Consider the following 14,277-nt stretch of genomic DNA (forward strand, 5'->3'; position numbering starts at 1 on the left):
CCGCAGGGCAACGGAGCGGGCGGTCAGCCCTTCCAGATCACCTTGGACGGCTTCAACCGGACGATGACCCGCGGGGTGTCCGGGGTGTCGTGCTCCCACCGCTCGGCGCCGGTGTACTTGTTGGCCAGCTTGTGGATCAACGTGCCGCCCGGATCGTCCGTGATGCTGGTGGTGCCGCGGATCTCGACGTAGCTGTAGGGACCGCTCGCCGGGTAGATCAGCACCGTGGCCCGTGGGTCGCGCAGCAGGTTGTCGGCCTTGCGTCGTCCTCGCACCGTGGAGATCAGCACCTCGTCGCCGTCACGCTCGAGCCAGACGACGGACAGCTGGGGCTGCCCGTCCGGTTCGATGGTCGCGAGGGTGGCGAACTCGGGCGCGTCGATCAACGCCGCCGCGGCGTCCGGGATCACCGTGGAACTCTGGTATCCCGCCACCGTCAGCCGAACTTGATCTCGAGCCCGATGCCGATGATCGCGATCAACCAGATCGCGGCGGTGAAGACCGTGAGCCGGTCGAGGTTCTTCTCGACGACGCTGGACCCCGCCAGGCTGGACTGGACACCGCCACCGAAGAGGCTGGACAGACCGCCACCCTTACCGCGGTGCAGCAGCACCAGCAGGATCAGCAGCAGGCTGGTGATCACCAGCAGAATGTCCAGGAACAGTTCCATGTCGGTATTCGCTGCCCTTCACGCACGACGGATTCGGCCACTAGCGGGCCCAGCTTACCTGCAACCTGGGCGATCGGTCGCAAACCGGTCAACGTGGCGGACCACGGACCGGCCTTCTCCCGACCACCGGAGCATTACTGCGGACACATTTCCTCCCGTGTAGTGAGACAGCTCACTTATGTGGCACAACGTGCCGCATTACCTTCCGAGCAGTCCGACCCCATCACCGTGAGGAAGGCTTCACCATGACGCACCGCCACGCCGCCCTGCGCCGTACCGCCCGCACTGCCCTGACCCTGGCCGTGTCCGGATCGTTCCTGTTCGCCGGGACCGCTGCCGCCACGGCGGCCGGTTCCCTCGACCTCGGTTCCCTCGGATCCCTCGGTTCCCTCGGCTCGTCCGCGTTCGGTTCGAGCGCGCCGTCCGCCGTCGAGACCCCCCGTCTCCCGTCGGTCGACAACTTCCGGGACGTCGCCGGGCCCGGCTACACCAACACCCTGGGGTTGCGCCTGAACACGGGCGTCTTCTACCGGGCCAATGCGATCACGCCGAACGACACGGACCTCGCCACGCTCGGATCGCTGGGGCTGTCCGCCGTCTACGACCTGCGCACCGACGAGGAAGTCGCCCAGAAGCCCGACCGGCCGGTCGACGGCGCCGAGTACGTCCGCATCCCGATCCTGTCCGGCGACCTGGCCGCCGGCGTCGCGAAGCTGAAGACCCCCGAGGATGCCCGACGCTTCATGCAGGACATGAACCGCTCGTTCGTCACCGATCCCGCGGCCCGCGCCGGGTTCGCACGACTGCTCACCGACCTCGCGGACACGTCCGGCCCGCAGCTCTACCACTGCACCGCCGGCAAGGACCGCACCGGCTGGACGTCGGCGCTGCTCCTCGGGATCGCCGGGGTGTCGCGCGAGACGGTCATGAACGACTACCTGCTCACCAACGAGTACTCGGCCGCCTCGATCGAGCGGACCTACCAGGGCATCGCGGCAACGCAGGGCCAGGCCGTCGCCGACGTCTACCGGCCGCTCCTCGGCGTCGACGCCAGCTACCTGCAGGCCGGCCTCGACGAGCTGAAGGCGCAGTACGGCACCGTCGAGAACTACCTCCACACCGGCCTGGGCCTGTCCCAGGCGACGATCGGCCAGCTCGCGCTGAAGCTGCTCGGCTGAATCCTGGTACCGACGAAAAACGCGGGGCGCGTGACCTTTCCGGTCACGCGCCCCGCGCTCGTTCGGTCGCTACCCGATCACGGGAGCGGTCCGCCGGCGGCAATCGCCGACAGGGTGGCGAACTCGTCCGCCTTGAGCGAGGCTCCGCCGACCAGGCCGCCGTCAACGTCGGGCTGAGCAACGAGCTCGCCGACGTTCTTGGCGTTGACCGAGCCGCCGTAGAGCACGCGCACGTCCTGCGCGATCTCCGGCGTGGCCAGCTCGGCGAGCGTGTCACGCACCGCCTTGCAGACTTCCTGCGCGTCGGCGGCAGAGGCCACCTTGCCGGTGCCGATGGCCCACACGGGCTCGTAGGCGACGACGATCTTGGAGATCTCGTCGGCCGACAGACCCGCGAGCGAACCCTTCAGCTGCGCGACGTTGTACGCCACGTGCTCGCCGGCCTCGCGGATGTTCAGGCCCTCGCCGATGCAGACGATCGGGGTGATCCCGTTCGCCAGCGCCGCCTTGGTCTTGGCCAGGACGGTCTCGTCGGACTCGCCGTGCAGCGTGCGCCGCTCCGAGTGTCCGACGACGACGAAGGTGCAGCCCAGCTTGGCCAGCATCGAACCGCTGATCTCGCCGGTGTAGGCGCCCGACTCGTGGGCGGACACGTCCTGCGCACCGTAGGTGAGCAGGAGCTTGTCGCCCTCGACCAGCGTCTGCACGCTGCGGATGTCGGTGAACGGCGGGATCACCGTCACGTCGACCTTCTCGAAGTACTTCGCGGGCAGCGAGAACGCGATCTTCTGCACCAGGGCGATGGCCTCGAGGTGATTGAGGTTCATCTTCCAGTTGCCGGCGATCAAAGGCTTACGTGCCATGCCTCAGTCCTCCAGCGCCGCGATGCCGGGAAGCGTCTTGCCCTCGAGGTACTCGAGGGAGGCGCCACCACCGGTGGAGATGTGCGAGAAGCCGTCCTCCGGCAGACCGAGCTGACGCACGGCCGCCGCAGAATCGCCGCCGCCGACGACGCTGAACGCGCCCTTGCCGGTGGCCTCGATGATCGCCTCGGCGACACCCTTGGTTCCGGCCGAGAACTTCGCGAACTCGAACACACCCATCGGACCGTTCCAGAACACCGTCTTGGCACCCGAGAGGATCGCCGCGAAGCGCTCCACCGACTCCGGTCCGATGTCCAGGCCCATCCAGCCGTCCTCGATCTCGAGGACGGAGACCGTCTTCGACTCGGCGTCCGCCGAGAACGAGTCCGCGATCACCACGTCCTGCGGGATGTGGATGACGTCCGCGTACCGCTCGAGCAGGTCCTTGCAGGTGCCGATCATCTCTTCCTGGCACAGCGAGTTGCCGACCGAGATGCCCTGCGCGGCAAGGAAGGTGTAGTACATGCCGCCACCGATGACGAGGGTGTCGACCTTGGGGGCCAACGCCTCGATGACGGCCAGCTTGTCCGACACCTTCGAGCCACCGAGCACGACCGCGTACGGGCGCTCCGAGTCCGTGGTCAGCTTCTGCAGAACCTCGACCTCGGCCGCGACCAGGTTGCCCGCGTAGTGCGGGAGCAGCTTCGCGATGTCGTAGACCGACGCCTGCTTGCGGTGCACGACACCGAAGCCGTCGGAGACGAACGCGCCCTCACCGTCGACCAGGTCGACGAGTGCCTTCGCGAGCGCCTCACGCTCGGCGTCGTCCTTGCTGGTCTCGCGCGGATCGAAGCGGATGTTCTCCAGCAGGAGGACATCGCCGTCCGTCAGGCCCTCGGAACGCGCGAGCGCGTCCTGGCCGACGACGTCGCCGGCGAGCTGGACGTTGCGCCCCAGCACCTCGCCGAGCTTCGCGGCGACCGGCGCCAGCGACAGCGCCGGGTCGACCTCGCCCTTGGGGCGACCGAGGTGCGCCATCACGATGACCTTGGCGCCTGCCTCGGCCAGCGCCGAGATGGTCGGCGCGGACGCGACGATGCGGCCCGGATCGGTGATGGTTCCGTTGTCCAGCGGAACGTTGAGGTCGGAGCGCACCAGCACGGTACGACCCTCGACCCCCTCGTCCAGCAGGTCCTTCAGAGTCTTGACTGCCACGGCGTCAGAGGGACTTCGCGACGAGACCGATGAGGTCCGCGAGGCGGTTCGAGTAGCCCCACTCGTTGTCGTACCACGAGACGATCTTGACCTGATCGTCGATGACCTTGGTCAGGCCGGCGTCGAAGATCGAGGAGTGCGGGTCGGTCACGATGTCCGACGACACGATCGGAGCCTCGGTGTACTTCAGGATGCCCTTCAGCGGGCCCTCGGCGGCAGCCTTCATCGCGGCGTTGATCTCGGCGATCGTGGCCGGCTTCGCCAGGTTGACGGTGAGGTCGGTGACCGAGCCCGTCGGGATCGGCACGCGCAGCGCGTAGCCGTCCAGCTTGCCCAGCAGCTGCGGGAGGACCAGGCCGATGGCCTTGGCGGCACCCGTGCCGGTCGGAACGACGTTCAGCGCGGCGGCGCGGGCGCGACGCAGGTCACTGTGCGGGCCGTCCTGCAGGTTCTGGTCCTGGGTGTACGCGTGGACCGTCGTCATCAGACCCTTGACGATGCCGAACTCGTCGTCGAGGACCTTGGCGATCGGGCCGAGGCAGTTGGTGGTGCAGGACGCGTTGGAGATGATGTCCTGGCTGCCGTCGTACTTGTCGTCGTTGACGCCCATCACGATGGTGATGTCCTCGCCCTTGGCGGGCGCGGAGATGATGACCTTCTTGGCGCCGGCCTCGAGGTGGCCCTTGGCCTTCTCGGCGTCCGTGAAGATGCCCGTGGACTCGACGACGACGTCGACGCCCAGCTCGCCCCAGGGGAGCTCGTTCAGCGGGCCGCGGTGCGCCAGCGCCTTGATCTTGGTGTCGCCGACGACGATGGTGTCGTCACCCTCGAGCGAGACCTCGTGCGGCAGACGACCCAGGATCGAGTCGTACTTGAGCAGGTGAGCCAGCGTCGCGTTGTCCGTGAGGTCGTTGACCGCCACGATCTCGATGTCGGTGGTGCCGAGCGCCTTCTGCGCATCGACCGCTCTGAAGAAGTTACGCCCGATACGACCGAAGCCGTTGATGCCTACCCGGACCGTCACAGTTAGCTCCTTTGCCCATCTACTCTGGTGTGCCAGTTTTCGCCCGCGCGAACCCCGCGAGCACGTTGATACCCACGACGATCGAATCGAAACGCGGGATTCAATCGGTCGATGTGTGTCTCACCCTAGTGCGCGCACCTGTGCGGGCGCGCATCTGCCCCGGTCACCGGAACCGGGGCGCGTCCGACGAGTCGGTTTCCTGTCTGTTCCGCCTGCGTCAGGCCTCTTCGAGCAACTCCGGGGTCACCGCCGACTCGGTGTCGGGGATGCCCAACTCCTTGGCCCGGCGATCGGCCATGGACAGCAGTCGGCGGATGCGGCCCGCGACGGCGTCCTTGGTCATCGGCGGGTCCGCGAGCTGACCGAGTTCTTCGAGCGACGCCTGCCGGTGCTTGACGCGCAGCGTGCCCGCGGCCGCGAGATGGTCGGGGACGTCCTCGGCGAGAATCTCGAGGGCCCGTTCCACCCGTGCCGCGGCCGCGACGGCCGCGCGGGCCGAGCGTCGCAGGTTGGCGTCGTCGAAGTTGGCGAGGCGGTTCGCCGTGGCACGCACCTCGCGCCGCATGCGGCGCTCCTCCCACGTCAGGCGCGTGTCCTGGGCGCCCATCCGCGTGAGCAGGGCACCGATCGCCTCACCGTCGCGCACGACGACCCGGTCGGTGCCGCGGACCTCGCGGGCCTTGGCGGTGATCCCCAGCCTGCGCGCGGCACCGACGAGTGCGAGCGCCGCCTCCGGGCCGGGGCAGCTGACCTCGAGCGCCGACGAGCGCCCCGGCTCGGTCAACGACCCGTGTGCCAAGAACGCGCCGCGCCAGGCCGCCTCGGAATCGCCGACGCTGCCGCCGACGACCTGCGCGGGAAGCCCGCGCACCGGTCGACCGCGCATGTCGAGCAGTCCGGTCCGCCGGGCGAGTGCCTCGCCGTCCTTGGCGACGCGCACCACGTACCGCGATCCCTTGCGCAGGCCACCGGCGCTGAGCACGTGCACGTCCGAGTGGTAGCCGTACAGGTCGAGGATCTCGCCGCGCAACCGGCGCGCGATCGATCCCATGTCCACCTCGGCCTCCACAACGACGCGGCCGCCGACGATGTGCAGTCCGCCCGCGAAACGCAGCAGCGACGACACCTCGGCCTTGCGACAGCTGACCTGTGTGACCGTGAGCCTGCTGAGCTCGTCCTTGACCTCGGCTGTCATCGCCACGTGGCGCTCTCCCTTCCCCCGGCTGTCCGTTCGGCTGCCTGTTCGTTCACGTCGTGCACGTCCGGACGGGCACCGACCGGTGCCGACGCGGAGAGCCCGTCGAGCACGGCGGCGAGCTTGCCCGCGTGATGCTTGTGGCTCCCGTCCTCCGCGACGTCCGCGTACACGACCTCCGCACCCAGCTGCTCGGCAGCCCGGCACAGGTAATCGCGTTCCCGGCCGGCCGGAACCGACACCGAGTCGACGACGACGTGGTCCACACGGAGATCCGGTGCGTGCTGGCAGAGTACGTGGAGGTGACGCTCCGCGGAGAATCCGGCCGTCTCCCCCGGCTCCGGCGCGAGGTTCAGGATCAGCACCTTCCGCGCCGACGCGTGCTTCACCGCGTCGAGCAGTTCCGGCACGAGAACATGCGGAATGACGCTCGAGAACCACGATCCCGGGCCGAGCACGACGAGGTCGGCCACGTCGACCGCGGCGAGTGCCTCCGGGCACGCCGGCGGGTTCGCCGGCCACAACCGCACCCTCCGGACCTTCCCCGGCGTCGTGGCGACGGCGACCTGGCCGCGGATGCAGCGGCTGACCCGCGGATCGGTCTCGAGCCCGACCACGTCGGCTTCGATCTCGAGCGCCACCGGGGACATGGGCAGCACGCGGCCCTCGATCTCGAGCAGCCGCGCGACGGTGTCGAGGGCTGCGACGGTGTCGCCCAGCACCTCGGTGAGCCCGGCGAGGATCAGGTTGCCGACGGAGTGGCCGGCGAGCGCGCCCGTGCCTCCGAAACGGTGCTGGACGGTGTCGGTCCACGCCTGAACGTTCGGCTCCCTCGCGGCGAGTGCCGCCAGCGCCATCCGCAGGTCACCGGGCGGAATGACACCGAGTTCGCTGCGCAGCCGGCCCGAGGACCCGCCGTCGTCGGCGACCGTCACCACCGCCGTGACGTCCGGGCTCAGTCGCCGCGCGGCGCTGAGCGTCGCGTACAGGCCGTGACCGCCACCGAACGCGACGATCCGCGGCGCGCGGCCGTTCCCGCGCTGTCGCTCGTCGCTCATTCGCGCCCCACATCGCGGTGGACGACACGGACGGCGAGACCGTCCTCCTTCCGCAGAAGTGCCGCGAGCGCCTCCGACATGGCCACGCTGCGATGCTTGCCGCCGGTGCACCCGACCGCGATCGTCATGTAGCGCTTTCCCTCCCGGCGGTATCCCGCCGTCGTCATTTCCAGCAGGCGCAGGTACGTGTCGAGGTACTCCTCGGCCCCGCCCCGGGACAGCACGTAGTCCCGCACCGCCTCCTCCAGTCCAGTGTGTTCGCGCAGTTCCGGGATCCAGTGCGGATTCGGCAGGAACCGGACGTCGCACACCATGTCGGCGTCCATCGGCAGCCCGTGCTTGAACCCGAAGGACTGCACCGTCACCTGGATCTCGCTGCTGCCCTCGCCACCGAAGGCGGTCTCGATCTTCTCGCGCAGCTCACGGACCGCGAGCGACGACGTGTCGACCACCAGGTCGGCTACCGCCTTCACGTGGGCCAGCTGCACACGCTCGGCGGCGATGCCCTCCGACAGGGTGCCTTCCTTGCTGCCGCTCTGCAGCGGATGGCTGCGCCGCACGTGCTCGAAACGGCGGATCAGCGCGGAATCGTTCGCCTCCAGATACAGCACCCGCATCTGCACGGGCATCTGCTCGAGGGCCGCGACGACACGAGCGAGATCGCCGGTGAACGGACGGCTGCGGACGTCGACGACGACGGCCAGCCGACGAATCGGCGGGTCGGATTCGACTCCGAGATCCACCATCCGGGTGATCAGTTCGGGAGGCAGATTGTCGACGACGTACCAGCCGAGGTCCTCGAGGACCTTGGCCGCCGTGCTCAACCCTGCGCCGGACAACCCCGTGACGAGCGCGACCTCCATGCCGCCGTCGTCGCGTTCCTGCTGGTCGTTCACTGGAGACTCTGTCCTGTTCGTTCGGATACACCGATGTCCGTCACATCATCCCCCACCGTCGGCGCTCCCGCAGTGACATCCGACCCCGCGTCCTGCTCCGCGGCGGCGCCGCCGAGCGCGTCGAGCACGGCCCGCGCCGTCGCGACACCGATGCCGGGCACCTCGGTGATCTCCTCGATCGTCGCGTTGCGCAGCCGCGCCACCGACCCGAAGTGCTTCACGAGCGCAGTGCGCCTCGTCTCGCCCAGGCCGCGCACCGAATCCAGCGCGGACGCCGTCATCCGCCGCGACCGCTTGCTTCGGTGGAAGGTGATCGCGAAGCGGTGCGCCTCGTCACGGACCCGCTGCAGCAGGTACAGCGACTCGCTGGTGCGGGGCAGGATCACCGGGTCCTCCTCGCCGGGTACCCACACCTCCTCGAGGCGCTTCGCCAGGCCGATGACGGCGACGTCGGTGATGCCGAGCTCGTCGAGCACCTCCGCCGCGGCCGCGACCTGCGGCGCACCACCGTCGACGACGTACAGGTTGGGCGGGTACGCGAACTTGCGCGGACGACCGGTCTGCGGGTCCAGCGCGGCCTCGGGCGCGAGGTCGCCGCCACTCACGTCGGCCGTGTCCCGGTTGTGGCGCAGGAACCGCCGGCGGGTGACCTCCGCGATGCTTGCGACGTCGTCGGAGCGGCCGTCACCGGCCGCCTCCTTGATCGCGTAGTGCCGGTAGTCGGACTTGCGCGGCAGCCCGTCCTCGAAGACGACCAGCGACGCCACGACGTCGGTGCCCTGCACGTGGCTGATGTCGACGCACTCGATCCGCAGCGGCGCCGAGTCCAGGTCGAGCGCCTCCTGGATTCCCTGCAGCGCCGCCGACCGCGACGTGAAGTCGCCGGCCCGCTTCAGCTTGTGCTGCGCCAGCGCTTCCTTCGCGTTCCGCTCGACGGTCTCGGCGAGCGCCTTCTTGTCGCCGCGCTGCGGGACCCGCAGCTTCACGGCCGACCCGCGCAGCCCGCTCAGCCACTGCTGGACCTCGTCGGTGTTCCGCGGCAGCACCGGCACCAGGACCTCGCGCGGCACCACGTTGGCCGGCCGGTCCGCCGGACTCCCGCCCGCGTCGAGGGCAGCCTGCTCGCCGTAGAACTGGGTGAGGAACTGCTCCACCAGGATCGCCAGTTCGGACTCGTCTCCGGCATCGGCGGCCACAGCGTCTCGCTCGATGACGTCGCCGGCCTTCTCGACCACCCAACCGCGCTGACCGCGCACGCGGCCGCCGCGGACGTGGAATACCTGGACCGCGACCTCGAGGTCGTCGGACGCGAATGCCACCAGGTCCGCGTCGGTGCCGTCACCGAGGACGACGGCCTGCTTCTCGAGCGCCTTCCTCAGCGCACCGACGTCGTCGCGCAGCCGGGCCGCGGTCTCGAAGTCGAGGTCCTCGGCCGCCGCCTGCATCCGGGTCTCGAGCTGTCGAACGAGCCGGTCGGTGCGGCCGGACAGGAAGTCGCAGAAGTCCTCGACGATCTGCCGGTGCTCGACGGCCGTGACGCGGCCGACGCACGGCGCCGAGCACTTGTCGATGTAGCCGAGCAGGCAGGGCCGACCGATCTGGTTGTGCCGCTTGAAAACTCCCGCCGAGCACGTCCGCGCCGGGAAGACCCGCAGCAGCAGGTCGAGCGTCTCGCGGATGGCCCACGCGTGCGCGTACGGACCGAAGTAGCGGACACCCTTGCGGCGAGGGCCGCGGTAGACGAACAGCCGTGGGAACTCCTCGTTCAGCGTCACCGCGAGCACCGGGTACGTCTTGTCGTCCCGGTACCGCACGTTGAACCGCGGATCGAATTCCTTGATCCAGTTGTACTCGAGCTGGAGCGCCTCGACCTCGGTGCTGACGACCGTCCACTCGACGCTGCCGGCGGTGGTGACCATCTGCCGGGTCCGCGGATGCAGCGACGAGACGTCGGCGAAGTACGAGTTGAGCCGCGAGCGCAGGCTCTTCGCCTTGCCGACGTAGATCACACGGCCGTGCGGATCACGGAACTTGTACACGCCGGGCTCCACCGGGATGGTTCCGGGCGCGGGACGATACGTCGAAGGATCAGGCACGATTCAAGGCTAGTCGGCGGTACCGACGGTATCCGCTCGCATCACTCCGTGCGCGAGCGCGTGTACTTCGCCTCGAGCTCACGGAACCGCTGGACGGCGTGGACGGCGTGGTCACCGTCGTTGGCCTGGATCGCCATCACCGGCACGTATTCGTCGTCAGGCAGTTCGATCCGCGCCCACGACGCGCCGTCCGGGAACGACAGGCCCTGCTCCAGATCCCACTCGACGAAGCGTTCACCGAGGACGTTGCGGACGGCGACGCCACGCGGCCCCACCCGCAGGCGTGGCCGCGTCAGCGTCAGCACACCGCAGGCGAGCAGGACGCCGATGCCCGCCATCGCGAACTGATCGGAGAGCCGGAAGTACACGCCGGTCGCCGACGTCCGCAGCAGGATCGCCAGCGTGACGTGCACCAGCACCAGCACACCGGCCGCGATCCACGCGTACCGCGCCGACTTCTTCGACCGGACCTCGAAATCCCACTCGCCCTGCGGAGAGCTCATCGCGACGTCGACCCCGTCCGGCTGCGTCGCAGCTGCGCCAGCGTCACCGCCGTGTCGATCGCCGCGGCGCACGCCTCGCCACCCTTGTCCTCGAGCGAGCCGGGCAGACCCGAACGGTCCAGCGCCTGCTGCTCGTTGTCGGTGGTGAGCACACCGTTGCCGACCGGGGTGCCCTCGTCGAGCGAGACCCGGGTGAGGCCCGCGGTCACCGCATCGCACACGTACTCGAAGTGCGGCGTGCCGCCGCGGATCACGACACCGAGCGCGACGACGGCGTCGTGCGACTTGGCGAGCTCCTGCGCGACGACCGGCAGCTCGATCGCACCCGCGACCCGCACCAGCGTCGGCTCCGCGATCTGCGCCTGCTTCGCCACCCGCTTGGCACCGGCGATCAGCGCCTCGCTGATCTCGGGGTGCCACTGCCCGGCGACGATCGCCAGCCTGAGGTCCTTCGCCATCCCGAGCTGGAGGTCGGGGCGTCCCACTCCGCTCACAGTGCGTCACCGGCCTCGAACTCGTCGAGTCCGATGAGGTCGTGACCCATGCGGTCGCGCTTGGTGCGCAGGTACGTCAGGTTCTCGGCGTTCGCACGCAGCGGCATCGGGACCCGGTCGATGATCTGCAGACCGTAGCCGTCGAGGCCGACCCGCTTGGCCGGGTTGTTGGTCAGCAGGCGCATCGACTTGATGCCGAGGTCGACGAGGATCTGCGCGCCGATGCCGTAGTCCCGCGCGTCGGCCGGCAGGCCGAGCTGGAGGTTCGCGTCGACGGTGTCGGAGCCGGCGTCCTGCAGCTGGTAGGCCTGCAGCTTGTGCATCAGGCCTATTCCCCGGCCCTCGTGGCCGCGCATGTACAGGACCACACCGCGGCCCTCCTGCGCGATCATGTCGAGCGCGGCGTCCAGCTGCGGGCCGCAGTCGCAGCGCAGCGAGCCGAAGACGTCGCCGGTGAGGCACTCGGAGTGGACGCGGACCAGGACATCGGAGCCGTCGTCGACCGACAGATCACCGCGGACGAGGGCGACGTGCTCGACCTCGTCGTAGATGCTCTTGTACCCGACCGCGGTGAAGTCGCCGTGACGGGTGGGGATGCGGGCCTCGGCGACGCGCACGACGTGCTTCTCGTGCTTGCGGCGCCACGCGATCAGGTCCGCGATCGAGATGAGGGCCAGGCCGTGATCGTCCGCGAAGACCCGCAGCTCCTCGGTCTGGGCCATGTGGCCCTCGTCCTTCTGGCTGACGATCTCGCAGATCACGCCGGCCGGACGCAGGTCCGCCATGCGGGCGAGGTCGACGGCGGCCTCGGTGTGGCCGGGACGGCGCAGGACGCCACCCTCCTTGGCCCGCAGCGGGACGACGTGGCCGGGACGGGTGAAGTCGTTCGCACCGCTGTCCGGGTCGGCGAGCAGTCGCATCGTCGCGGCGCGGTCGGACGCGGAGATACCGGTGCCGATGCCTTCGCGGGCGTCGACCGTGACGGTGTACGCGGTGCCATGCTTGTCCTGGTTGGTCGCGTACATCGGCGGCAGGCCGAGACGGTCACAGTCCTCACCGTCGAGCGGAACACACAGGTAACCGGACGTGTAGCGAACCATGAACGCCACGAGTTCCGGGGTGGCCTTCTCGGCCGCGAAGATGAGGTCACCCTCGTTCTCGCGGTCCTCGTCGTCGACGACCACAACCGCCTTACCTGCGGCGATATCGGCGACTGCGCGCTCGATGCTGTCGAACCTGGTCACGTGCTTGGGCTCCAATATCTTGAACTGGCGTGCTCGCCAGTATGTCCCGGTGCATCGCTTCAGATGCACCTCAACAGTACGACCTCTCGATACGAGGTCGTTATTCCGGCTGTCGGGCGGCGGCGGTGTGCAGACGCTCGACGTACTTGGCGATGACGTCGACCTCGAGGTTGACCGGGGTCCCCGGTTCCGCCGAGCCGAGGGTGGTCAGCGCCAGCGTCGTCGGGATCAGCGAGATCTCGAAGTACTCGTCGCCGGGTTCGCCGCCGAGCGCCGACACGGTCAGGGACACCCCGTCGACCGTGATCGATCCCTTCTCCACGACGTAGCGAGAGATGCTCGACGGGAGCGAGATCCGCACCACCGTCCAGTTCTCGGACGGGCTGCGCGAAATCACCGTCCCGACCGTGTCGATATGGCCCTGCACGATGTGTCCGCCCAGTCGGCTGTTGACCGCGGCGGCGCGCTCGAGGTTGACCCGGCTGCCGACCTGGAGGGCGCCGAGGCTCGACCGCACGAGGGTCTCCCGCATCACGTCCGCCGTGAACGCCTCGCCGTCGACGACGTCGACGACAGTGAGGCACACGCCGTTGACCGCGATCGAGTCGCCGTGGCCGGCGTCCGCGGTGACCACGGGGCCACGGACGGTGAACCGGGCCGCGTCCGCCAGGTCTTCCTTGGCGACGATCTCGCCGAGTTCTTCGACGATTCCGGTGAACATGTCTTCGCTCACTCCTTCGGATCCCGGAGGATCGGTTAGGCGGTGATCCCGAACGGGATCACGTCACAGGCGATCCCACGCCGCGGTGCGGCCCGATTCAGGGATCAGGTTCAACAACACGTCGTCGCCGATCGTCTCGACGCTCTCTCGCCGAAACCGTAACGCCTCGGCGATGGTCCGGACCCCCGTGCCTTCCACTGCGTGGGACCCCGCACCCAACACGACGGGCGCGATGTACGCCTGGATCCGGTCGATCCGCCCGGCCGCGAGGAACGCCCCCGCCAGCCGTGGCCCACCCTCGACCAGGACCTCGTCCTGATCGGCGAGGGCGGCCAGGACGTCCGCGACGTCGTGCGTGCGCAGTACCAGTGTGGGCGCCGCGTCGTCGAGGACTTTCGCGGTGGATGGGATCGCCCGGTTCCCCACGACGACGCGCAGAGGCTGGTGCGGGGCGAGGGAGCCGTCGGGCAGTCGGGCCGTCAGCCACGGATCGTCCTCGAGCACGGTCCCGATGCCGACGACGATCGCGTCGAGCCGGGCCCGGTCCGCGTGCACGCGCGCCCGCGCCTCGGGGCCGGTTATCCACTGGCTGGTGCCGTCCGCCGCGGCGCTGCGGCCGTCGAGGGTCGCCGCGAACTTCCACGTCACGTGCGGCCGACCGGTTCGTTGCCGGTGCAGCCACGCGCGCAGCGGTCCGCGTTCCACGTCGTCGGCGAGGGTGCCGCCCGACACCACGACGCCGGCTTTCCGGAGCGTCTCGGCGCCACCCGAGGCCGCCGGGTTGGGATCGGCGACCGCGTAGTGCACGGCCGCGATCCCGGCGTCGACGAGTGCCTGCGAACACGGCCCGGTGCGACCGTAGTGGTTGCACGGCTCGAGGGTGACGACGGCGGTGCCGCCCCGGGCGCGCTCCCCGGCCTCGGTCAGCGCGACGACCTCCGCGTGCGGCCCGCCGGGCGGCTGGGTGGCGCCGATCCCGACGATCTCGCCGGACGCGTCGAGGATCACCGCCCCGACCGGCGGGTTCGGGCTCGTGGTGCCCCGGACGACGTGCGAGGCGTCGATCGCGAGCCGCATCGCGGCCTCGTGGGCGCGCGCAGACGTCATCACGACCGACCCG

The 14,277-nt window shown here is 69.5% G+C and carries 15 protein-coding genes; 1 reads left to right on the top strand and 14 read right to left on the bottom strand.

All coding sequences use genetic code 11. The features are described from left to right. Positions 1 to 23 precede the first annotated feature (23 nt). Together ABI214_RS02800 and secG are read right to left on the bottom strand one after the other, a co-directional pair. Positions 24 to 434 carry a PPOX class F420-dependent oxidoreductase gene (locus tag ABI214_RS02800; protein ID WP_348605930.1) on the bottom strand — a complete coding sequence of 137 codons (411 nt, stop codon included), beginning with the start codon at positions 432 to 434 and terminating at the stop codon, positions 24 to 26. Positions 435 to 436: 2 nt separating this feature from the next. Next, positions 437 to 670, bottom strand: coding sequence for a preprotein translocase subunit SecG (secG, locus tag ABI214_RS02805; RefSeq protein WP_348605932.1), 234 nt, complete (start codon positions 668 to 670; stop codon positions 437 to 439). Positions 671 to 915: 245 nt separating this feature from the next. On the opposite strand from secG, the gene ABI214_RS02810 reads away from it, so the two are divergent. Beyond that, positions 916 to 1,848 carry a tyrosine-protein phosphatase gene (locus ABI214_RS02810; RefSeq protein WP_348605934.1) on the top strand — a complete coding sequence of 311 codons (933 nt, stop codon included), beginning with the start codon at positions 916 to 918 and terminating at the stop codon, positions 1,846 to 1,848. A 77-nt stretch (positions 1,849 to 1,925) separates the two neighbouring features. Here ABI214_RS02810 and tpiA read toward each other — a convergent pair whose 3' ends face one another. From tpiA to ribD, 12 genes are all read right to left on the bottom strand, one after another. Then, on the bottom strand, positions 1,926 to 2,711 hold the full coding sequence (tpiA, locus tag ABI214_RS02815; RefSeq protein WP_348605936.1) for a triose-phosphate isomerase: 786 nt from the start codon (positions 2,709 to 2,711) through the stop codon (positions 1,926 to 1,928). A gap of 3 nt (positions 2,712 to 2,714) precedes the next feature. Continuing rightward, a complete protein-coding gene (locus tag ABI214_RS02820; RefSeq protein ID WP_348605938.1) occupies positions 2,715 to 3,926 on the bottom strand; it encodes a phosphoglycerate kinase in 1,212 nt (403 codons plus the stop codon). A 4-nt stretch (positions 3,927 to 3,930) separates the two neighbouring features. Beyond that, complete coding sequence (gap, locus tag ABI214_RS02825; RefSeq protein WP_348605940.1) at positions 3,931 to 4,950, bottom strand: type I glyceraldehyde-3-phosphate dehydrogenase; 1,020 nt, start codon at positions 4,948 to 4,950, stop codon at positions 3,931 to 3,933. 217 nt (positions 4,951 to 5,167) lie between these two features. Then, a complete protein-coding gene (gene whiA / locus ABI214_RS02830) occupies positions 5,168 to 6,145 on the bottom strand; it encodes a DNA-binding protein WhiA (RefSeq protein WP_348611195.1) in 978 nt (325 codons plus the stop codon). After that, a complete protein-coding gene (locus tag ABI214_RS02835) occupies positions 6,142 to 7,203 on the bottom strand; it encodes a gluconeogenesis factor YvcK family protein (protein ID WP_348605942.1) in 1,062 nt (353 codons plus the stop codon). Before ABI214_RS02835 ends, whiA begins: the two co-directional genes overlap by 4 nt. After that, positions 7,200 to 8,099 (bottom strand): RNase adapter RapZ, encoded by a 900-nt coding sequence (gene rapZ, locus ABI214_RS02840; RefSeq protein WP_408586688.1) that lies wholly within the window; start codon positions 8,097 to 8,099, stop codon positions 7,200 to 7,202. Before rapZ ends, ABI214_RS02835 begins: the two co-directional genes overlap by 4 nt. Continuing rightward, entirely contained in the window at positions 8,096 to 10,195 is a 2,100-nt protein-coding gene (gene uvrC / locus ABI214_RS02845) for an excinuclease ABC subunit UvrC (protein ID WP_348605944.1), read from the bottom strand. The genes rapZ and uvrC overlap by 4 nt, the downstream gene beginning before the upstream one ends. A gap of 41 nt (positions 10,196 to 10,236) precedes the next feature. After that, the gene (locus ABI214_RS02850; protein ID WP_348605946.1) at positions 10,237 to 10,698 is read right to left on the bottom strand and encodes a PH domain-containing protein; all 462 of its coding nucleotides are present in this window, start codon (positions 10,696 to 10,698) and stop codon (positions 10,237 to 10,239) included. Beyond that, the gene (ribH, locus tag ABI214_RS02855; protein WP_348605948.1) at positions 10,695 to 11,192 is read right to left on the bottom strand and encodes a 6,7-dimethyl-8-ribityllumazine synthase; all 498 of its coding nucleotides are present in this window, start codon (positions 11,190 to 11,192) and stop codon (positions 10,695 to 10,697) included. Before ribH ends, ABI214_RS02850 begins: the two co-directional genes overlap by 4 nt. Next, complete coding sequence (locus tag ABI214_RS02860; protein WP_348605949.1) at positions 11,189 to 12,436, bottom strand: bifunctional 3,4-dihydroxy-2-butanone-4-phosphate synthase/GTP cyclohydrolase II; 1,248 nt, start codon at positions 12,434 to 12,436, stop codon at positions 11,189 to 11,191. The genes ribH and ABI214_RS02860 overlap by 4 nt, the downstream gene beginning before the upstream one ends. 100 nt (positions 12,437 to 12,536) lie before the next feature. After that, complete coding sequence (locus tag ABI214_RS02865; RefSeq protein WP_348605951.1) at positions 12,537 to 13,157, bottom strand: riboflavin synthase; 621 nt, start codon at positions 13,155 to 13,157, stop codon at positions 12,537 to 12,539. A 63-nt stretch (positions 13,158 to 13,220) separates the two neighbouring features. After that, on the bottom strand, positions 13,221 to 14,264 hold the full coding sequence (gene ribD / locus ABI214_RS02870) for a bifunctional diaminohydroxyphosphoribosylaminopyrimidine deaminase/5-amino-6-(5-phosphoribosylamino)uracil reductase RibD (protein ID WP_348605953.1): 1,044 nt from the start codon (positions 14,262 to 14,264) through the stop codon (positions 13,221 to 13,223). Positions 14,265 to 14,277: the final 13 nt, after the last annotated feature.

The organism is Prescottella soli (genome assembly GCF_040024445.1).
In the GTDB taxonomy this organism is placed as follows: Bacteria; Actinomycetota; Actinomycetes; order Mycobacteriales; family Mycobacteriaceae; genus Prescottella; species Prescottella soli.